Source organism: Sphaerimonospora sp. CA-214678 (assembly GCF_050942215.1).
In the GTDB taxonomy this organism is placed as follows: Bacteria; Actinomycetota; Actinomycetes; order Streptosporangiales; family Streptosporangiaceae; genus Sphaerimonospora.
This window is the reverse complement of sequence record NZ_CP192056.1, coordinates 1,808,988-1,828,459: the sequence shown is the minus strand read 5'-3', so window position 1 is coordinate 1,828,459 and position 19,472 is coordinate 1,808,988. Positions and strand designations below refer to the sequence as shown.

General features: G+C 69.7%; 15 protein-coding genes and 1 pseudogene. 3 read left to right on the top strand and 13 right to left on the bottom strand.

The genetic code is table 11. From position 1 onward, the window contains the following. The first annotated feature begins 21 nt into the window (after positions 1-21). Positions 22-1,032, top strand: coding sequence for a M48 family metallopeptidase (locus ACQP1K_RS08455; RefSeq protein ID WP_433500313.1), 1,011 nt, complete (start codon positions 22-24; stop codon positions 1,030-1,032). A 54-nt stretch (positions 1,033-1,086) separates the two neighbouring features. Here ACQP1K_RS08455 and ACQP1K_RS08450 read toward each other — a convergent pair whose 3' ends face one another. Beyond that, positions 1,087-2,646, bottom strand: coding sequence for an MFS transporter (locus ACQP1K_RS08450; RefSeq protein WP_433500312.1), 1,560 nt, complete (start codon positions 2,644-2,646; stop codon positions 1,087-1,089). Positions 2,647-2,720: 74 nt separating this feature from the next. Here ACQP1K_RS08450 and ACQP1K_RS08445 point away from each other — a divergent pair, with 74 nt between their 5' ends. Next, complete coding sequence (locus ACQP1K_RS08445) at positions 2,721-3,359, top strand: TetR family transcriptional regulator (RefSeq protein WP_433501519.1); 639 nt, start codon at positions 2,721-2,723, stop codon at positions 3,357-3,359. Positions 3,360-3,968: 609 nt separating this feature from the next. Here the strand turns inward: ACQP1K_RS08445 and ACQP1K_RS08440 are convergent. Further along, positions 3,969-4,190, bottom strand: coding sequence for a hypothetical protein (locus ACQP1K_RS08440; RefSeq protein ID WP_433500311.1), 222 nt, complete (start codon positions 4,188-4,190; stop codon positions 3,969-3,971). A 113-nt stretch (positions 4,191-4,303) separates the two neighbouring features. Continuing rightward, positions 4,304-4,597 carry a hypothetical protein gene (locus tag ACQP1K_RS08435; protein ID WP_433500310.1) on the bottom strand — a complete coding sequence of 98 codons (294 nt, stop codon included), beginning with the start codon at positions 4,595-4,597 and terminating at the stop codon, positions 4,304-4,306. Between ACQP1K_RS08435 and ACQP1K_RS08430 the strand changes: the two genes are divergently transcribed. Beyond that, positions 4,589-5,470 (top strand): hypothetical protein, encoded by an 882-nt coding sequence (locus tag ACQP1K_RS08430; protein WP_433500309.1) that lies wholly within the window; start codon positions 4,589-4,591, stop codon positions 5,468-5,470. The two genes, ACQP1K_RS08435 and ACQP1K_RS08430, sit on opposite strands and share 9 nt — an antisense overlap. A gap of 361 nt (positions 5,471-5,831) precedes the next feature. Here ACQP1K_RS08430 and ACQP1K_RS08425 read toward each other — a convergent pair whose 3' ends face one another. From ACQP1K_RS08425 to rodA, 10 genes and pseudogenes are all read right to left on the bottom strand, one after another. After that, positions 5,832-7,601, bottom strand: a complete 1,770-nt coding sequence (locus ACQP1K_RS08425) for a serine/threonine-protein kinase (protein WP_433500308.1) — start codon at positions 7,599-7,601, stop codon at positions 5,832-5,834. A gap of 66 nt (positions 7,602-7,667) precedes the next feature. Beyond that, a pseudogene (locus ACQP1K_RS08420) lies at positions 7,668-8,975 on the bottom strand (glutamate-5-semialdehyde dehydrogenase); the annotation flags it as partial. Positions 8,976-8,994: 19 nt separating this feature from the next. Continuing rightward, on the bottom strand, positions 8,995-10,131 hold the full coding sequence (gene proB / locus ACQP1K_RS08415; protein ID WP_433500307.1) for a glutamate 5-kinase: 1,137 nt from the start codon (positions 10,129-10,131) through the stop codon (positions 8,995-8,997). A gap of 50 nt (positions 10,132-10,181) precedes the next feature. Further along, positions 10,182-11,531: a GTPase ObgE gene (gene obgE / locus ACQP1K_RS08410; RefSeq protein WP_433500306.1), complete on the bottom strand. Its 1,350-nt coding sequence runs from the start codon at positions 11,529-11,531 to the stop codon at positions 10,182-10,184. A gap of 97 nt (positions 11,532-11,628) precedes the next feature. Continuing rightward, complete coding sequence (rpmA, locus tag ACQP1K_RS08405; RefSeq protein ID WP_355641020.1) at positions 11,629-11,886, bottom strand: 50S ribosomal protein L27; 258 nt, start codon at positions 11,884-11,886, stop codon at positions 11,629-11,631. Positions 11,887-11,931: 45 nt separating this feature from the next. Then, positions 11,932-12,246 (bottom strand): 50S ribosomal protein L21, encoded by a 315-nt coding sequence (rplU, locus tag ACQP1K_RS08400; RefSeq protein WP_055481470.1) that lies wholly within the window; start codon positions 12,244-12,246, stop codon positions 11,932-11,934. Between the two features lie 218 nt (positions 12,247-12,464). Beyond that, a complete protein-coding gene (locus tag ACQP1K_RS08395; protein ID WP_433500305.1) occupies positions 12,465-15,311 on the bottom strand; it encodes an Rne/Rng family ribonuclease in 2,847 nt (948 codons plus the stop codon). A gap of 103 nt (positions 15,312-15,414) precedes the next feature. Continuing rightward, positions 15,415-16,146 carry a TIGR03936 family radical SAM-associated protein gene (locus ACQP1K_RS08390; RefSeq protein ID WP_433501518.1) on the bottom strand — a complete coding sequence of 244 codons (732 nt, stop codon included), beginning with the start codon at positions 16,144-16,146 and terminating at the stop codon, positions 15,415-15,417. A gap of 174 nt (positions 16,147-16,320) precedes the next feature. Continuing rightward, positions 16,321-18,243 (bottom strand): TIGR03960 family B12-binding radical SAM protein, encoded by a 1,923-nt coding sequence (locus ACQP1K_RS08385; RefSeq protein WP_433500304.1) that lies wholly within the window; start codon positions 18,241-18,243, stop codon positions 16,321-16,323. A gap of 53 nt (positions 18,244-18,296) precedes the next feature. Then, entirely contained in the window at positions 18,297-19,466 is a 1,170-nt protein-coding gene (gene rodA, locus ACQP1K_RS08380; protein ID WP_433500303.1) for a rod shape-determining protein RodA, read from the bottom strand. Positions 19,467-19,472 lie beyond the last annotated feature (6 nt).

Sequence of the window (19,472 nt, the reverse complement as noted above, 5' to 3'; positions counted from 1 at the left end):
AGGAGACATAGCATGCGGAACATGACCACTCCCGACCGCAATCGCGTGCAGCTGCCTGGCATCAGCTCCCGAGCCTATGAACACCCCGCTGATCGCTCCGCGCTGGTGGCGATGCGTTCCCTCAGCGGCTTCGACTCGGTCCTGAAGCGGATGTCGGGGCTGTTCAGTGAGCGCCGCCTGCGTCTGATGTTCCTGGCGTCGGCCGTGCGCTGCACCGACACCCAGTTCCGCGCGCTGCACGACATGGGCCGCGACAGCGCCTACATCCTGGACATGCCCCGGATTCCCGAGGTGTACGTCCAGCAGGATCCGAAGGCGTACGCCATGGCGATCGGCTTCGACGAGCCGTTCATCGTCGTCTCGTCAGGTCTGCTCGACCTGATGGACGAGGAGGAGCTGCGCTTCGTGGTCGGTCACGAGACCTCCCACATCCTGTCCGGCCACGCCGTGTACGGCACCATGCTGGCCATCCTCACCCGGCTCGCCACCCGCGTGGCGTGGATCCCGCTGGGCTACATCGGCCTGCGGGTGATCGTCGCCGCCCTCGAGGAGTGGCAGCGCAAGGCGGAGATGTCGGCCGACCGCGGCGGTCTGCTGGCCGGTCAGGACCCCGAGGCCGCGCTGCGCGCGCTCATGAAGCTGGCCGGCGGCTCGCGCCTCCACGAGATGAACATCGAGGCCTTCCTCGACCAGGCCAGGGAGTACGACACGGCGGGTGACGTACGCGACGGCCTGCTGAAGGTGCTCAACATGCTCGGCACCACCCACCCCTTCGCGGTGTCCCGGGTCGCCGAGCTGGACCGCTGGCGCCGCGGCGGCGACTACGACCGCGTCCTCCGCGGCGACTACCCCCGCCGCGAGGACGACGCCGACGCGAGGATCTCCGAAGAGGTCAAGGCGGCGGCCAATTCCTACCGCGAGTCGTGGTCCCAGTCCCAGGACCCCTTCATCGGTGTCCTGCGCGACGTCGCCGAGGGCGCCGTCAGCGCCGGTGAGCGCATCTTCAACAGGTTCGCCCGGAGAGAGAACTAGACCTGTTCCCGGCGGCGGAGGAGGCCCAGGCCCGCCGCCCTCGGGCTTCACAGCTCACCCATGTTCGAACCGTCGCTTCGACTCATGTGCCGCACGCATCACCGATGAGCGGTCTGCCGACCGCGTCCCGGGGCGCCGGCGCAGCAGCGCGGGCACGGCGACGGCCGCCGTGAGGATGGCGGCCGCTGCGCCCAGGAGAGCGAACTGCAGGCCGGCGGTGAACGCGTCTCGCGCCTGATCCAGAACCGGTCCGCCGATGGTCTCGGCGATCGCCAGGGAGGAGCGAGCCGCTTCCGCGACCTGGGCCGGCACGCCGGGCAGGTCGAGCCGGGCCTCATAGGTGCCGTTGAGTACGCTGCCGAGGACCGCGATGCCCAGCGCCCCACCGAGCTCCCGTGCCAGGTCGTTGACGGCGGAGCCGACGTTCTGCAGAGCCGGGGGCAGCGCATCGGTGATGGCGGTGGTCGCCGGAGGCATCGCCAGGCCCAGGCCGGCGCCGAGCGGCACCAGACCGGCCGCGAGCATCCCGTACGAGCTGTCCGCATCGAGACGGGCGAGCACGACGAGGCCGGCGGCCAGGAGCAGCAGTCCGGTGGTCCAGGGGCCGCGGGTGCCGAAACGCGCGCTCAGCCGAGGGCTCAACCGGGCCGCCGGGATCATACCGACAGGCATCGCCACGAGGTTGAGCGCGGCGGCGAGCGCGCTGTGGCCGCGAATCATCTGCAGGTACTGCATGAGCAGGAAGAGAAAGCCGAACAGGGCGAAGAACTGCAGTGTGATCGAGAGGGAACCCGCCGCGAATCGGCGGTTCCGGAACAGGCGCGGATCGAGAAGCGGATGGTCTCGCCGCAGCTCCCACCCGACGAAGCCGGCGAGGGTGAGCGCACCCGACGCGAGCAGGCCGAGGGTGGCCGGCGCGGTCCAGCCGTTCACCGGGGCCTCGATCAGTGCGTACACGAGCACGGCCACCCCGCACGCGGCCAGGATGGCGCCCACCACATCGAACGGAGACGAAGCCGACTCGGCCGACTCCCGCACGAAAAGCAGGGTCCCGGCCAGGGCGACCAGGACGACGACCATGTTGAACCAGAACACCGACGGCCAGGACCACACCTCGAGGAGAAGGCCGGAGGCGAGCAGGCCGAGCACGCCGCTGGCACCGGCGACCGCCGCCCAGACGCTGACCGCACGGGCCCTCTGAGCGGGTGGGAAGGTGCTGGTGATGGTCGAGAGCGTGGCGGGCATGACCAGCGCCGCTCCCATCCCCATCACCGCACGCAGGATGATCAGTTGGCCGGGGTCGGTGACGAGGGCGGCGAGTCCGGCCCCCACAGCGAAGATCGCCAATCCCGCGAGCAGCGCCAGGCGCCTGCCGAATCGGTCGCCCAGCGCACCCGCGGGCAGCAGCAGCGAGGCGAAGACCAGGCTGTAGGCATCGATGATCCAGGACTGCTGGGTCTGGTCGGCCTGTGTCTGTCGCGCGATGTCCGGAAGAGCCACATTGAGCGAGGCCATGCTGGAGACCACGACGGCCAACGCGAGGCAGGTGACGGCAAGGATCACGCCATGGCGCCCGGCCTTGCCGGGCTCGGTCGGCGGGTGTGGGTGGAGCATGACAGGCGGCCTCCTGAATCAGGGAGATACGACTCGCAAAGACTCGCCACCGCATGCCTAAAATCTCAACCGTGATGAATAAAGCGCCACGCCGAGGCCGCCGGGTCGGAAACCCCGATACCCGTGCCCAGATCCTCGACGTCGCCCGCCGCCGATTCCTCGAAGGCGGATACCAGGCCGTCACTCTGCGCTCCATCGCAGCCGAGGCCGACGTGGATCTGGCCCTCATCAGCTACTACTTCGGTTCCAAGAAGGGCCTGTTCGGAGCGGCGCTCGCCCTGTCCGCGAACCCGGCCGACATCCTCACTCGCGCGATGGAAGGCGACCTGTTCACACTGCCTCAGCGCGCCTTACACGATCTACTCGCCACCTGGGAGGACCCCGACGCCGGGGCGCCCCTGCGTGCGCTACTGGCCGGTGCCGTGCAGGATGAGGCTCTCGCTCACCTGGTGAAGGAGATGCTGGAACGGGAGATCGTCGACAAGATCGCCGCCCGGATCGGCGGAGCGGACGCCCGTCAACGCGCGACGACGTTCTGCGCGCAGGTCGCCGGGTTGATAGTGACCCGCTACATCCTTCGCCTGGAGCCGCTCACTTCCATGTCACCTGATGAAATCGTCCGGACCATCGGTCCCCGGCTACAACTCGTCCGTCGCCCCGCGGCGATCGACCGGCCGCGGGGCAGGACCATCCCCCAACCTGCTGCGGAGTGAAGGAGGCACACCTCCGGCGGAGCATGGCCGGACCTCGCTTTCGCGCCCCGTGACGGCGACATGCTCAGCACAGCGCCTCCGGAGGTCCCCACAATCGTCAGTACGGTTGGCGGTCGCTGTCGCTCCAGGTAATTGGTTTTTCACTCTGGCGGCGTGATTGTGCTGTGGATAAGTTTCTATCCGGATAGAAACTTTCCTCCTCCGACCTCCAAAAGCGCGAGGCATTTCGGTAGTCCCTTATCGACAAGATGGTCCGACATTTCGGGGGTTGCCGCCAGTACCAGACGATGTCTACCTTTGACATCGAAAAGGAAGCGATACCATCTGCTCGATTCGCCCGCTATGCGGCTTTCCGCGCCGAAATTGATTCCATATCCTTTTAATTACAAGCCCGTTGACCTTGATCGTGGCGGTGGGCCCCGAGGCGCGCGCCATCAGACCTCGGGGCCGGTCCTGGATGGGCCTGGGCCCGCCTGCCGATTACCTCCCGTCCCCGGTGAACACCGGACGGGTCTTACAAGAGGGGACGGCCTCCCGTAAGGCCCCTCTACCAGAGGAGACCGCCCCGAACCCCACTGATCGCGGCCAACAGGCGACCAGCAGGGCAGCTCAGCGGACGAGACCCAGCAGCAGATCCCGCCACATCTCCCGCGCGCGACTGCTGATCAACCGCTCGGTCTCGCGCACTACAGGCTTGCCACCGCCGGTGCGATCGGTCCAGCGGATGAACATCAACCCGCCCGCTGCGCACAGCTCGTACGAGACGGGCACGCAGTCGTCGCAGGTGTGCTCCACCACCCGTGCATACATCGTGCGGCCTGTGTCCGGCATCCACCGCAACCGCACCCCATCCGCCCGCGCCGGGCCGTTCTGAGACTGCGCCGGTGGCAGATGCAAACCAAGGCAGGACAGGGGAAGCTTGATCTCGTCCCTGCGTTGCCCGCTCACGCGGTCGCCGCCGGCTTGACCACGCCTTCCTGCACGGCCCTGCTCGCCGACCTGGCCGTGCGCTCCAATCCGGCCGATGCAGCCACCTGCTCGGCGATCGCCTCCTGCTGGCCGATGACCTGACAGAGTTCCATCAGGTCGTCGGCGTCAACCGTGCGATACGCCCCCGCCCGCTCAGCGGCCACCGGAAACGGCTGCTCTCGGCTCGCCCACAACCGTCCCGCGTTGCTGCGGATGATCCTCCATCCGGCGAATCCCGTGCCGGAGGCGACGGTTCCAACATGTTTCATGACGGCAGCGTCGCGCAGAGTGACAGGACTTTCACACCGTGTTTCCAGGACGTGTGGGACGTTTTGCTTTACCGTCGGAATACGTCCTCAACGTCCCGCGATGCGGAGGCCCGAATGCCAAACGACTCTCTGCGTCATGCGATGGCAAATGCGAAACTTACCGATAGGGACCTCGCCGAGAAGTGCGAGGTTGACGTCAAAACGGTGTCCCGCTGGCTGGCGAACGAAGGGCGCCTGCCACATCCCCGCCACCGGTGGGCCGCCGCCGAAGCCCTGGGAGTGGATGAGTCCGTGCTGTGGCCCGAGGCGATACGAAACACGGTCAAGATTGGACCGGACCGCGAGGTCGTACAGATTTACCCATACCGGTCCGCCTGTCCCAAGAGCGTCTGGCGCGCATTGATCACCAACGCTAAATCGGACATCGCTCTCGCCGGATACACGAACTACTTCCTGTGGCTGGAACACCCCAACCTGGCCAAGGTGCTGAAGCGTAAAGCCGAGCAGGGATGCCGCGTCCGCTTCCTGCTCGGAGATCCCAACAGCGAGGCCACCCTCCGCCGGGAGGAGGCCGAGGCCGTACCGCTGACGGTGTCCACCCGGATCCGGATCACGCTCGCCGAGCTCGATCAGCTGCGGGAGGTCTCCGGCGTCGAGGCGCGTTTCGGGGAGGATCACATCTCGCTGTCGGTGTTCCAGTTCGACGACGAGATGCTTGTCACCCCCCACCTGGCCAGGCTGGTCGGTCACGACTCACCGATGCTGCATCTCAAGCGCCATCAGAACGATGGCCTTTATGACCGGTTCTCTTACCACGTCAACGAACTCTGGTCGAGTGGCCGGGACATCTGGACGATCACGCCCACCACGTGACTCAGCGACCTGCGGGATCTCAACATCATCCTGCACAAGTTCACCTCGCCCGCCTGGCTGAAACACCTGCAGAAGGCCAACGCGGCGCCGGCGGATCTCGTCCCGTCGAAGATGACCGCGCTCACTCCCGGGGAGGCGTACGTCTGGGCAGGTAAGGCCACCGATCCGGCGTTCACCAAGAGCGCGATCAAAGCTCGGCTCCGCCCCCGGATCACACGTCATGGCGGCAAGACGCAAACAGCGGTGAGTTGATCTTCAGTGCTGGGCTCTCTTCTCCGGTGGCAGCAATACCGGTGCCGGTCACGGAAGCGGATCCGCCAAAGCCTGCGGATGGTAGGCCATGGTCAGAAGAAACGCGCCGTCAGAAGAACAGGGCCACGGCGTGGACGGCGGCGGCGCACAGGGCGACGAAGCCGCCCAGCACGGCCAGCGCCCGCAGGCCCTCGCTGCGCAGGCCCGGCATTTTGGCGCAGGCGCGCTCGATCTCCCGGCCGATGATCCCGCCGCAGATGACGCCGAAGACCACGCCGGCGATCGTGACGGGCATCGTCTGGGTCCACCACTGGGGTTCGAGGTGCGTCCCCGCTGTGAGCCACAGGGCGACGAAGCCGGCGGTGGCGGCCGGCAACCCGGGCCAGGCCGCAGCCGTGATCAGTGAGGCGAGCAGCGTCAGCGGGAAGCTCAGCACGCGCAGCAGGCCGCGCATCCGTGCCGACCTGCGGTTGCGTACGACCCAGTGGCTCAGCCAGCCCGCTCTCGTCACGACGACGAACACCGCGGTGATCGCGACCGTGGCCAGCGGATATATCACCGAGAGCACCACGCACGGCACGGCGAGCACCGCCAGCGCCGCCAGCGCGGCGTTCCCCGTGGGGATGCCGAGCGACTGCTCCGAGCCCGCCGTGTCGGGCGGAGTCTCGACGGCCAGCGCGGATTGCGTACGGCTCTCGCCCGCCGGACGGCCGGCCCGGCGACCGCGACCACCGGCGGAACCGCCTCTCCGCCGGACCGGCCCGGCGGCGGGCACCGTAGCCGGGCCGCCGTCGGTCTTCCCCGCTCTCCCGGACCTCCCTGGCTTCCCCGAATTGCCCGGGTTGCCCGCCTTCTCCGTCTTGCCCGCCCTGCCGGACTTCTCCGGCCGCTCACCCTCAGGAGCCTCGGCGGGCCGCTGCTCCACCTCGGTCACAGCGGTCTTCGCCGGGCTCGCCTCCGGCTTGGCTGCGGCCTTCTCCGCCTTCGCGGTGGGCTTGTCCGCCTTCGGCATGGGCTTACCGCTCGCCTCCGATCTGATGCGCCGTGCAGCGGCCGCCGGTGCCGTACGGCTCGGCGCTTCGATCGTGGCCCGGGCGAGGCGGGTGAGCCGGTCGGCGAGCAGCGCGGCGGTGGGACGGCGGACGGGATCGCGGTGGAGCGCGGCGCGGACGAGCGGCAGCAGGGCGGCCGGCACCCCGGCGAGGTCGGCCTTGCCGTTGAGGATCGCGTACATCTGGGACTCGGCCGTTCCCCGCCCGAAGGTGGGGCGGCCGGTGGCGGCGAAGGCGACGGTGGCGGCCCAGGCGTGAACGTCCGCCGGCTCCCCCACCGCCTCGTCGGCGAAGAGCTCGGGTGCGCTGTAGCCGGGGGTGCCCAGGAACGTCCCGGTCATGGTCATCCTGGTCGCGTCGTGCACCTGGGCGATGCCGAAGTCGATCAGCACCGGCCCGTCCTCGCCGATCAGCACGTTGGCCGGCTTGACGTCGCGGTGGACCACCCCGCCCGCGTGGATGATCGCGAGAGCGGTGGCGAGGCCCTGGGCCACCGGGATGAGCTCGGCCTCGGGCAGCGGCCCGCGCCGTACGGCGTCGAGGAGGGTGTTCCCCTCGATGTACTCCATGACCAGGTAGGGCCGGTCACCGGCCAGGTCGGCGTCGAGCACCCGGGCGACGTAGGGGCTCTCGACCCGTCGCAGCGCCCGGACCTCGCGCTCCAGGCGTAATCGGGCGTCGGGGTCGCTTTCGATCGGGTCGCGGAGCATCTTCAGGGCGACATGTTCCCCCCGGCGGTTGGCGGCGAGGTACACCTCGCCCATACCACCCCGGCCCAGGCGCTCCAGCAGCGCGTACGGGCCGACCCGCCCAAGACGTCCAGCCATAGGAGCGCTAACCATAGCGGCCCGGGGCGGCGAACTCCCGGAGGCGCGCCGCCCACGATGTGTCCGTTATCTTCCCGCGCAGTCCGTCACCGTACGAGGACTGTCACGGAGGTGCCCCTCGCCCGTGTAGATCCACTTGGTGGAGGTGAGCTCGGGCAGGCCCATGGGGCCACGCGCGTGCAGCTTCTGCGTGGAGATGCCGATCTCGGCGCCGAAGCCGAACTCCCCGCCGTCGGTGAACCGCGTCGAGGCGTTCACCGCTACGGCGGCGGAGTCCACCGTCGCCGTGAACCTCCTGGCCGCGCTCTGTGAACGGGTCACGATCGCGTCGGTGTGGCCCGAGCCGTACCTCCTGATGTGCGCGACCGCGTCGTCCAGCGAGTCGACGACGGCGGCGGCGATGTCGAGCGAGAGATACTCCGCGGTGAAGTCGTCCTCGGTCGCGGGCACCACATCGGCGCCGTGGCCACGCACCCGCTCGTCGCCGTGCACGGTGACACCCACGTCCTTGAGCGCGGCGAGCGCCCTCGGGAGGAACACGTCGGCGATGGCGGCGTGCACGAGGAACGTCTCCGCCGCGTTGCACACCGAGGGCCGCTGCGCCTTGGCGTTGACCAGGATCTCCAGGGCGGTCTCGACGTCGGCGTCGGCGTCGACGTAGACATGGCAGTTTCCGGTGCCGGTCTCGATCACCGGAACCGTCGACTCCTCCACCACGCTGTTGATCAACGAGGCGCCGCCGCGGGGGATCAGCACGTCGACCAGCCCGCGGGCGCGCATGAGGTGCTTGACCGACTCGCGGGTGAGGCCCGGCACGAGCTGTACGGCCCCGGCCGGCACGTCGGTCCGCTCCAGCGCCTTCCGCATGATCTCGACGAGCGCGGTGTTGGAGGAGTACGCGCTGGACGACCCGCGCAGCAGTACGGCGTTGCCGCTCTTGAGGCACAGCGCGGCGGCGTCGACGGTCACGTTCGGACGGCCCTCGTAGATGATCCCGATGACGCCCAGCGGCACCCGGACCTGACGCAGTTCCAGACCGTTCGGCAACGTGCTCCCCCGCACGACCTCGCCGACGGGATCGGGCAGGTCGGCCACCTGCCGTACGGCCTCCGCGATCTTCTCGACCCGGGCCGCGTCGAGGCGGAGCCGGTCGATCATGGCCTCGGAGATGCCGTCCCGCCTGGCCTTGTCGACGTCGACGGCGTTGGCGGCGACGATCTCGTCGGTGGCCGTCACGAGGTCGTCGGCGATGACGTGCAGCGCCGCGTCCTTTGGAGCGCGCGGCAACGGCGCCAGCACCGTGGCGGCCTCCCGCGCCGCGTGCGCCACCTTCAGGAAGTCCTCTGCCTCAGACATTCGCCTCGCGCTCCATTGGTCGTGCGTCGCCCGCCGATCAGGTCCGGGCGGGTTCCAGTATGACGATGTCGTCCCGGTGAATCAGCTCGCGCTCATACTCCGGGCCGAGCGTGCTGGCCAGTTCCCTGGTGGACCTGCCGAGCAGTTCGGGGATCTCGGCCGCATCGTAGTTGACGAGACCCCGCGCGACGGGCACGCCCGCGGGGCCGCACAGGTCGACGGGATCACCCTCGGCGAAGTCGCCCTCGACCTTCACCACACCGGCCGGCAGCAGCGACATGCGCCGCGCCACGACGGCCTCGACGGCGCCCTCGTCCAGGTGTAGCCGCCCCCGCCCCGTGGTGGCGTAGGCGAGCCAGAGCAGCCGGGTGCCGGGATGGCGGCCGCCGGGGTGGAAGTAGGTGCCGACGTCGGCGCCGGAGAGGGCCTGAGCCGCGTGCGCCGCCGCCGTCAGCACGACGGGCACGCCGGCGCCGGTGGCGATGCGGGCCGCCTCCACCTTTGTGATCATGCCGCCGGTGCCGACCCGGCCGGAGGTGCCCAGCTCGACTCCCTCCAGGTCCTCCGGACCGCGCACCTCGGCGATCCGGGAGGCCCCGGCCCGGCGCGGATCGCCGTCGTAGAGCGCGTCCACGTCCGACAGCAGCACCATGCCGTCCGCGTGGGTCAGGTGGGCCACCAGCGCGGCCAGCCGGTCGTTGTCACCGAAGCGGATCTCGTCGGTGGCCACCGTGTCGTTCTCGTTGACCACGGGGACGATGCCGAGTTCGAGCAGCTTGCCCAGCGTGCGCCGGGCGTTGCGGTACTGCGACCTGCGCATCATGTCGTCGGCGGTCAGCAGCACCTGGCCGACGCGCAGGCTGTACCTGGCGAAGGACGAGGTGTAGCGGGCGACGAGCACACCCTGGCCGACCGAGGCCGCCGCCTGCTGGGTGGCCAGGTCCCTGGGCCGCGCCCTGAGCCCGAGCGGGCCGAGCCCGGCCGCGATCGCACCCGAGGAGACGAGCACGAGCTGCGTGCCGGCCCGTCTGCGCGCGGCGAGCACGTCGACCAGCGCGTCGACGCGATCCACGTCGATCACGCCCTTCGGCGTCGTCAGGGAGGACGAACCCACCTTGACGACCAGCCGCCGCGCGGAACCTATCTGATGCCGGCCCTCCTGATTTCCGTCCATCACGCCATCTCACTCGTCCCCATCCGGTAGATATCGGTCGGTGTCGATCCTCAACCGAGCCTACTGTCCGAGCCACGCGGCCCCATGGCGACCCGGGCGTCCTGGGACGGCTGCCAGTCGAAGACGTGACCACCCTCCATCGACCCGATGACCACCTCGGCTCCCGGCCGGGCGCCGGCCTCGACCAGCGCGTCCTCGACCCCGAGCCGGTTCAGCCGGTCGGCGAGGTAGCCCACGGCCTCGTCGTTGGCGAAGTCGGTCTGCCTGATCCACCTCTCGGGCTTGTCACCGGTCACCTGGAAGGTGTTGTCGTCGACGCGCCGCACCGAGAACCCGCTCTCGCCGAGCTGCCTGGGCCGGATGACCAGCCGCGTCGGCTCCTCGATCGGAGCCTGCGCCCGGGCCTGCGCCACCATCTCGCCCATCGCGTACGCCAGGGGCCGCAGACCTTCGCGGGTCGCCGCGGAGATCTCGAACACCCGCAGGCCACGCTCCTCGAGCATGGGACGGACGATGTCGGCGAGGTCTCGGCCGTCCGGGACGTCGACCTTGTTCAACACGACCAGCCGGGGACGGCCGGTCAGCGAGCCGTAGGCGGCGAGCTCGGCCTCGATCACGTCGAAGTCGGTGACCGGGTCGCGGCCCGGCTCGATCGTGGCGCAGTCGAGGACGTGCACGATCGTCGAGCAGCGTTCGACATGGCGCAGGAACTCGTGGCCGAGACCCCTGCCCAGGGACGCGCCGGGGATGAGGCCGGGCACATCCGCGACCGTGAACACGGTCTCCCCCGCCGTGACCACGCCGAGGTTGGGGATGAGCGTGGTGAACGGATAATCCGCGATCTTGGGGCGGGCCGCGGACAGCGCGGCGATGAGGGACGACTTTCCGGCGTTCGGGAACCCGACCAGCGCGACGTCGGCGACGGTCTTCAGCTCCAGCATGATCTCGGCCTCGTCGCCCGGCTCGCCGAGCAGCGCGAAACCCGGCGCCTTGCGCCTGGCGTTGGCGAGCGCCGCGTTGCCCAGGCCGCCGAAACCGCCCTTGGCCGCGACGTAGCGGGTGCCCACGCCGATCAGGTCGACCAGCACCTCGCCGGTCTCGGCGTCCTTGACCACGGTGCCGTTGGGCACGGCCAAGACGATGTCCTCACCGTTTGCGCCGTCCCGGTTCGAGCCCATGCCCTGCTTGCCGTTGCCGGCCCGGCGGTGCGGACGGTGGTGATACTCCAGCAGGGTGGCCGTGTTGGGGTCCACCTCGAGGATCACGTCACCGCCACGGCCGCCGTCGCCGCCGTCGGGACCGCCGAGCGGCTTGAACTTCTCCCGGTGGATGGAGGCGCAGCCGTTGCCGCCGTCACCCGCCTTGATGTGCAGGATGACGGTGTCCACGAACTCGGCCATCAGCCGCGCCCCCCTTCGAAACGCTCCTATGAACAACGAATGAGGCGGACCGAATCCTCGATCCGCCTCATAAGGTCGTGCTGCTGTCCCGGCGGATCTACTCCGCGACCGGGACGATGCTCACCGCGCGACGACCACGCTTCACGCCGAACTGCACGTGACCGGCGGCAAGCGCGAACAGGGTGTCGTCGCTGCCGCGGCCGACGTTGTCGCCGGGGTGGAAGTGGGTGCCGCGCTGGCGGACGATGATCTCGCCTGCGTTCACCAACTGCCCGCCGAAGCGCTTGACGCCGAGGCGCTGCGCGTTCGAGTCACGGCCGTTCCGGGTGGACGAGGCGCCCTTCTTGTGTGCCATGGTTCACTCCCTTTCGGGGGTATCGGGGGTCGTCCCCCCGGGAAATCACTGTCCGGGGTTGATGCCGGTGACCTTGACCTGGGTGTACCGCTGACGGTGACCCATGCGCTTCTTGTAACCGGTCTTGTTCTTGTACTTCAGAATGCGAATCTTGGGGCCCTTGATCTCACCGAGGATCTCGGCGGTCACCTGGAACCTGGCAAGCGTGGCAGCGTCGGTGGTGACATCGCCGTCGTTGACGACGAGCACCGCCGGCAGCGACACCGAGGAACCGACCTCGCCGGCGAGTCTGTCCACCTCGAGGACGTCCCCGACGGAGACCTTCTGCTGCCTGCCGCCGCAACGAACGATCGCGTACACCGCGGAACCCTTCTTCTGGCTAAGTGCTGAGATGCCGCGCCCCGCATCCAGCTGCTGTCGATTACACGACCGGCTTTCCGGGCAGGCGCGCGAAGCCAGGCGCGCTCACCAGACGCGCCGGTTGACTAGAGTACCGGATTATCGGTACCGAGGTCGAACCGGGTGGAAAGCCGGAGAGCCTGAGTCGTCACTCGGACATCACGCGGATGTCACTGTCGTCAGTCACTCGTCTTCCTGCGGGAACGGCGCCGCGTACGCGGCTGTGTCGAGACCTCGCCCTCCTCCGAGGACGCGGCCGACGACAGGGAGTCGGTGACGCCGTTCCGCACGGTGGCGGCAGCGGCCACCGCCGTGCTCTCGCCGGAGCCGCCCAGCTTGTCCGCCACCGCCTTCTCGACGGCCATCTTGCCCTGCGTACCGCGTGGCTCCTGCTTCGCCTCGACCGGCTCGGTGGAGACGATGATGCCGCGTCCGTTACAGCAGTCACACGGCGTCGAGAACGCCTCCAGGAGGCCCTGGCCGACCCGCTTGCGGGTCATCTGGACGAGGCCGAGCGAGGTGACCTCGGCCACCTGGTGCTTGGTCCGGTCCCGCGCCAGGCACTCCAGCAGCCGGCGGAGCACGAGGTCGCGGTTGCTCTCCAGCACCATGTCGATGAAGTCGATCACGATGATGCCGCCGATGTCCCGCAACCGGAGCTGGCGGACGATCTCCTCGGCCGCCTCCAGGTTGTTGCGGGTGACGGTCTCCTCGAGGTTTCCGCCCTGCCCGGTGAACTTGCCCGTGTTGACGTCGACGACCGTCATCGCCTCCGTGCGGTCGATCACGAGCGAGCCGCCGGAGGGCAGCCACACCTTGCGCTCCATCGCCTTGGCGATCTGCTCGTCCACCCGGTAGGCGGTGAAGACGTCGCTCGTCTCCTCCTCCCACCTGGACAGGCGATCGGCGAGATGCGGCGCGACGTAGCGGACGTACTCGTCCACCGTCACCCACGCGTCCTCGCCCTCGACCACCAGCGAGCTGAAGTCCTCGTTGAAGATGTCGCGGACCACCCGGATCGTCAGGTCGGGCTCACCGGAGAGCAACTCGGGCGGGCTGGCCGACTTGGCCTTGCGCTGGATGTTCTCCCACTGCGCCGACAGCCTCGCCACGTCGCGGCTGAGCTCCTCCTCAGAGGCGCCCTCCGCGGCCGTACGGACTATCACGCCCGCGTTCTCCGGCATCACCTTCTTGAGGATCTGCTTGAGCCGCGCCCGTTCCTTGTCGGGCAGCTTGCGGGAGATCCCGGTCATCGAGCCGTCCGGCACGTAGACCAGGTAGCGGCCGGGCAGGCTTATCTGGGAGGTCAGCCGCGCACCCTTGTGCCCGATCGGGTCCTTGGTGACCTGGACGAGCACGGACTGGCCGGACTTCAGCGCCGCCTCGATCCGCTTCGGCTGGCCTTCGAGGCCGATGGTGTCGAAGTTGACCTCGCCCGCGTACAGCACGGCGTTGCGGCCCTTGCCGACGTCGACGAACGCCGCCTCCATCGAGGGCAGCACGTTCTGGACCTTGCCCAGGTACACGTTGCCGACGTAGGACTGGCTCGACTCGCGGTCGACGTAGTGCTCGACGAGCACGCCGTCCTCCAGGACCGCGATCTGGGTGCGGCCGCCGTGACGGCGTACGATCATGACGCGCTCGACCGACTCACGACGGGCCAGGAACTCCGACTCCGTGATGATCGGCGGACGACGGCGGCCCAGCTCGCGGCCTTCGCGGCGGCGCTGCTTCTTCGCCTCCAGCCGGGTGGAGCCGCGCACGCCCTGCACCTCGTCGATCGACGTGGAGCGGGTGGCGCGGGGCGCGCGGATGCGGACCACCGTGTTCGGCGGGTCGTCGGCGGTGGGCTCGGCCTCGTCACCGCCCCTGCGGCGGCGACGACGCCTGCGGCGCGAGGTGCCCTGCCCGCCGTCGGCATCCGTCTGCGCGCCGTCGTCGTCCTCGGCCGGCTCCTCGTGCGTCTCCTCCGCCTCGGAGTCGGACTCCTCGCCGTCCTCGCCCTCCTGGCCGCGCAGGCCGCGTCCGCGACCGCCCCGGCGGCGGCGACGCCGGCGTGGCGTGCCCTCCCCCTCGGCCTCCTCCTCGGTGGCCGCCGTCGCCTCGTCGGTCTCGGCCTGCTCCTCCGGTTCCGCGGTGCGCTGAGCCGGCACGGCGAACGGATCCGGCGCCTGGAAGAGCGGCTGGAACAGCGCCGACGGCGCCTGGAACGACACCGACGGGACGGCCGGCCGCTGCACGTGCAGGCCGAACGGGTCGGTCAGCACGGCCGACGGCCCATCCTCGGCCGGTTCCGCCGCGGCATCGGCCTCGTCGAGTGGCTCCGCATCGGCCCGCTCCTCCGGGAGGTCGGCCGACGGCACGCCGAGCCGCAGCACGGCGGCGACCTCGGCCTCGGCCGCGCTCATCGCCGCACTGGATCGTTCCGCGGTCACCCGCTCGGTCACCGAGGATCGCTTCGGTGCAGCGGACGCCTCTTCGTCCTTCTTCCGGCCGGCGCGCCGCCGGGTTCTGGCCGGGGTCTCCTCGGCCGCCTCGGGCTGCTCCGCCCGGGTCTCGTCCGCCGCCTCGTGGGTCTCCTGCGGTTCCTGTGCCTCGGCCCGCTTGCGGGTACGGCTGCGCCGTACCGGCTTGGCGGGTTCCTCCGTGACCGGCTCGGGGGCCTCAGCGGTCTCTGCGGGAATCTCGGCAGAGATCTCGGCGGGCGCCTCGCCGGACGCCTCGGCCGGCTCCGGCTCTGGGGTGGCACGGCGGCGAGTGGCCCGCCGCGGTCGCGGCGACTCGGCCGGCTCCGCCACGACGTGTGCGGCGCCCGCGGCCACCGTCGTCACGGTGGCGACCGGCGGCAGCTCGTCCGGCTCCGGAGGAGGCCCAGCCGGGCGGCTCGCCGCACGGCGCCGCTGCGGCTCGGCGGGCGAGGCTTCGCTCACACCGGAACCGTGCTCCCTTTCTTCGGTTGTCGTATCACCTGTCGTCGTATCACCGTCAAGGCTCACAGCCCCGTCAGTGGGCTCGTTGTCGAGCATGCGGGCGCTCTCCCGTCAGCCTCCGGGCGCGTCGCCGCGCCGCACGGAGGCTCTCGTCTCTCGTGGTCCGCCGCGCTCCGCGAGGGTGCCGCAGCGGCAAGTCTTATCGGTCTCCGCCTGCCCGGTCGAGGTCGAACGGGTCAGCGGGCTCACCGGTCACAGCGTCGAGCGGCCCCTGCGCCAGCCTGGTCACCTCGGGAGGCGACGGCGGCGCGAAGCCTGCCACGAGACGCAAACCCATGAGCACGTCGTCGGGCCGGACGGCAGGAGTTTCGTGCCGAACAACCATACGAAGTATGACACACGGCTGAACGGTCTCCTGACCTGCCGTTGTTCCCGCCCCGTTCATGACGGCCAGCGAACACACGGCCTGGCGGGTGTCGAACCGCCGCATACCTTTCTTGGTCAGGCGCTCGACCTCTACCCGGTCGGCAGCCGAGAACTCCCGTACCGCCTGCTCCACCGCGGCCGGATCGGCCCCGGGAAGCCGCAGTTCCCACGCCGAGCCCTCCAGCCGGTCCGCGAGGTTCCCGGTGCGCGCCTCTATCACGTCCAGAACGTCGAGGCCCGGCGGCAGCGACGCGTCGAGTTCGGCACGGATCCGCCGCGGATCGCACGGCCGGTTCACACCGATCTCGAGGTACTCGGCCTCACTCGCCACCCCAGTCGGAGCGGCGCCGGCATAGGAGATCTTCGGATGGGGGCTGAATCCCGCGCTGTAGGCCACCGGGACGCCGGCCCGCCGTACCGCCCTTTCGACGGCGCGGGAGATGTCACGGTGACTGGTGAAACGCAGCCGCCCCCGTTTGGCGTACCGCACCCTGAGGCGCTGCACCACGGGCTCGGGCGATGGCCCATCGGGTACGGGTTTCAGGGTTCCGCCATCCTTCCGGTTTCGGTCAATCATCTTCCAGAATAGCCGCGCCCGGGGAGTGCCGCCCGCCGCCCGATCAGACGATCCACCGAGCCGCACCCGGCAGATCGTGGTTTGCCGGTCACGACCCCGAGGTCACAGGACCGTGAGCGGCAGCAGCTTCCTTCCGGTGGGGCCGACCTGGATCTCCGTCCCCATCGTGGGGCACACGCCGCAGTCGTAGCAGGGCGTCCAGCGGCAGTCCTCGACCTCGACGCCGCCCAGCGCGTCCTGCCAGTCCTGCCACAGCCATTCACGGTCGAGCCCGGCGTCGAGGTGATCCCACGGGAGGACCTCGTGCTCGTCGCGCTCCCTGATGGTGTACCAGTCGACGTCCACCGGCCCGCCGGCGAAGACCCGCTCCGCCGCCGCCATCCAGCGGTCGTAGGAGAAGTGCTCGCTCCAGCCGTCGAACCGACCGCCGTCCTCCCACACGGCCCGGATGACCGCGCCGACACGGCGGTCGCCACGCGACAGCAGGCCCTCCACGATCGACGGCTTCCCGTCGTGGTAGCGGTAGCCGATCGCCCTGCCGTACTCCTTGTCCGCGCGCATGGCGTCGCGGAGCGCGCGCAGGCGGCGGTCCACCGTCTCGTGGTCGCACTGGGCCGCCCACTGGAACGGCGTGTGCGGCTTGGGCACGAACCCGCCGATGGAGACCGTGCAGCGGATGTCCCTGGAGCCGGTCGCCTCCCGCCCCGCCTTGATGACCTGCTTGGCCAGGCCGGCGATGGCGAGGACGTCGGCGTCCTCCTCCGTGGGCAGCCCGCACATGAAGTACAGCTTCACCTGCCGCCAGCCCTGGCTGTAGGCCGTGGTGACCGTACGGATCAGGTCCTCCTCGGTGACCATCTTGTTGATCACCTTGCGCATCCGCTCGGATCCGCCCTCGGGTGCGAAGGTGAGCCCCGAGCGGCGCCCGTTCCTCGACAGCTCGCCCGCGAGGTCGACGTTGAAGGCGTCGACCCGTGTGGACGGCAGGGACAGACCGATCTGGCTGCCCTCGTAGCGGTCGGCGAGACCCCTGGTGACGTCGGCGATCTCCGAGTGGTCCGCGCTGGACAGCGACAGCAGGCCGACCTCGCTGAAGCCTGACTCCTTGACGCCCACCTCGACCATGTCGCCGATCGTCGTGATCGACCGTTCACGCACCGGACGGGTGATCATCCCCGCCTGGCAGAAGCGGCAGCCGCGGGTGCAGCCGCGGAAGATCTCCACGCTGAACCGCTCGTGGACGGTCTCGGCGAGCGGGACCAGCGGCTTCTTCGGGTACGGCCACTCGTCCAGGTCCATGACCGTGTGTTTGAACACCCGCGAGGGGACCCCCGGCCGGTTCGGCACGACCCGTTTGATGCGGCCGTCGGGGTGATACTCGACGTCGAAGAACTTCGGGACGTAGACCCCGCCGGTGGAGGCGAGGCGCATGAGCAGCTCGTCGCGGCCCCCGGGCGAGCCCTCTTCCTTCCACTCGCGCAGCACCTCGCTGATCGCGATGGCGATCTGCTCGCCGTCGCCGAGCACGGCGGCGTCGAGGAAGTCGGCGACGGGCTCGGGGTTGAACGCGGCGTGGCCTCCGGCCAGCACGATCGGGTCCTCTTCGGTCCGCTCCACCGCGCGGAACGGGATACCCGCCAGATCGAGCGCGGTGAGCAGGTTGGTGTAGCCGAGCTCGGTGGCGAACGACACGCCCAGGACGTCGAACGCCCGCACCGGCCGGTGCGCGTCGACGGTGAACTGGGGGACGCCCTCGGCCCGCATGAGCGCCTCGAGATCCGGCCAGACCGTGTACGTCCGCTCGGCCAGCGTCCCGGGCAGCTCGTTGAGGATCTCGTAGAGGATCTGCACCCCCTGGTTGGGCAGGCCGACCTCATAGGCGTCCGGATACATCAGCGCCCACCGGACGGTCGCCTCGTCCCAGTCCTTGACCGTCGAGTTCAGCTCACCTCCGACGTACTGGATCGGCTTCTGCACCCGGTGCAGCAGCGCTTCCAGGCGAGGAAACAACGACTCGACAGACATGGCTCCAGGGTATCGGCTCAGATGGGGCCTCGGCTCGCTCGACGGACACGCGCTCAGCCGAACACCCGGTCCTTGATGTGGATCGCCTGCAGCACGCCGACCGCCATCATGTTGGCGAACGTCGCGGTGCCGCCGTACGAGACGAACGGCAGGGGCACGCCGGTGATCGGCATGATCCCGATGGTCATGCCGACGTTGACCAGAGTCTGGAACCCCAGCCAGGTCACGACGCCCCCGGCCACGAGCGCGGCGAACCGGTCCTCGCACAGCCGGGCGATCCGCAGGCATCGCAGCAGCACCACGCCGAGCAGCAGCACCACGACCGCCGACCCGACGAAGCCCAGTTCCTCCCCGGCCACAGTGAAGATGAAGTCGGTGTGCTGCTCGGGCACGAAACGGCCGGTCGTCTGCCCGCCGTGGAACAGGCCCTTGCCGAACAACTCGCCCGAACCGATCGCGACCAGCGCCTGTCTGCTGTTGTAGCCGATTCCGCGCGGGTCGGTCGACGGGTCCATCAGCGCGGTGAACCGGGCCACCTGGTACGGCTTGAGCAGCCCGAGGAACCACACGGCCGCCGCGCCGGCGGCCGCCAGCACCAGCCCGGCCACGACCAGCCGCTTGTGCACACCCGCGTACACGATCATGCCGGCCGTGATCGCCGTCAACACCGTCGTGGTGCCGAGGTCGGGCTCCAGCATGACCAGGGTCACGGTGACGCCCCAGATGACGAGGCACAAGCCGACGTCCAGATAGCGCGGCCGGTCCTTCTTCTTGTCCCCGGTCCGGGCCAGCAGCACCGCCAGCATCAGCACCAGCGCCGGTTTCGCCAGCTCGCCCGGCTGTACGGCGAAGCCGCCCCCCAGCATGATCCACGAGTGGTGGCCGTTGACCGTCGCGCCCATCGGTGTGAGGACGAGCAGCAGTCCCAGGGTCGCGATGCCGAACACCAGCGGCGCGTACCGGCGCAGCACCCGGTAGTCGGACACCGCCACGGCGCTGTAGAGCGCGAGCCCGATGCCCAGGTTGAGCACGTGCTTCTTGACCATCGCGGTCGGCTCGGCCGAGTTCCACTGCCGGGTGGACGACCAGACCAGGAGCGTGCTGATGACGCTGAGCGCGACGACCGCACCGAGCAGGATGCCGTCCATCCGCCACAGGGGCGCCCCCTGGCCCACGGCCCGCCGTACGAGCGATCGCCGCCGAACCCGCAGCGCGTCAGTCATCTCGCA

Excerpts from the sequence above, each read along its gene's own strand:
- ACQP1K_RS08395 (WP_433500305.1), bottom strand. The coding sequence starts at position 15,311 with ATGCTCGACAACGAGCCCACTGACGGGGCTGTGAGCCTTGACGGTGAT.
- proB (WP_433500307.1), bottom strand. The coding sequence starts at position 10,131 with ATGGACGGAAATCAGGAGGGCCGGCATCAGATAGGTTCCGCGCGGCGG.
- ACQP1K_RS08425 (WP_433500308.1), bottom strand. The coding sequence starts at position 7,601 with ATGGCTGGACGTCTTGGGCGGGTCGGCCCGTACGCGCTGCTGGAGCGC.
- ACQP1K_RS08445 (WP_433501519.1), top strand. The coding sequence starts at position 2,721 with ATGAATAAAGCGCCACGCCGAGGCCGCCGGGTCGGAAACCCCGATACC.
- rodA (WP_433500303.1), bottom strand. The coding sequence starts at position 19,466 with ATGACTGACGCGCTGCGGGTTCGGCGGCGATCGCTCGTACGGCGGGCC.
- ACQP1K_RS08430 (WP_433500309.1), top strand. The coding sequence starts at position 4,589 with ATGTTTCATGACGGCAGCGTCGCGCAGAGTGACAGGACTTTCACACCG.
- ACQP1K_RS08455 (WP_433500313.1), top strand. The coding sequence starts at position 22 with ATGACCACTCCCGACCGCAATCGCGTGCAGCTGCCTGGCATCAGCTCC.
- ACQP1K_RS08385 (WP_433500304.1), bottom strand. The coding sequence starts at position 18,243 with ATGTCTGTCGAGTCGTTGTTTCCTCGCCTGGAAGCGCTGCTGCACCGG.
- ACQP1K_RS08440 (WP_433500311.1), bottom strand. The coding sequence starts at position 4,190 with ATGCCGGACACAGGCCGCACGATGTATGCACGGGTGGTGGAGCACACC.
- ACQP1K_RS08450 (WP_433500312.1), bottom strand. The coding sequence starts at position 2,646 with ATGCTCCACCCACACCCGCCGACCGAGCCCGGCAAGGCCGGGCGCCAT.
- rpmA (WP_355641020.1), bottom strand. The coding sequence starts at position 11,886 with ATGGCACACAAGAAGGGCGCCTCGTCCACCCGGAACGGCCGTGACTCG.
- obgE (WP_433500306.1), bottom strand. The coding sequence starts at position 11,531 with ATGGCCGAGTTCGTGGACACCGTCATCCTGCACATCAAGGCGGGTGAC.
- ACQP1K_RS08435 (WP_433500310.1), bottom strand. The coding sequence starts at position 4,597 with ATGAAACATGTTGGAACCGTCGCCTCCGGCACGGGATTCGCCGGATGG.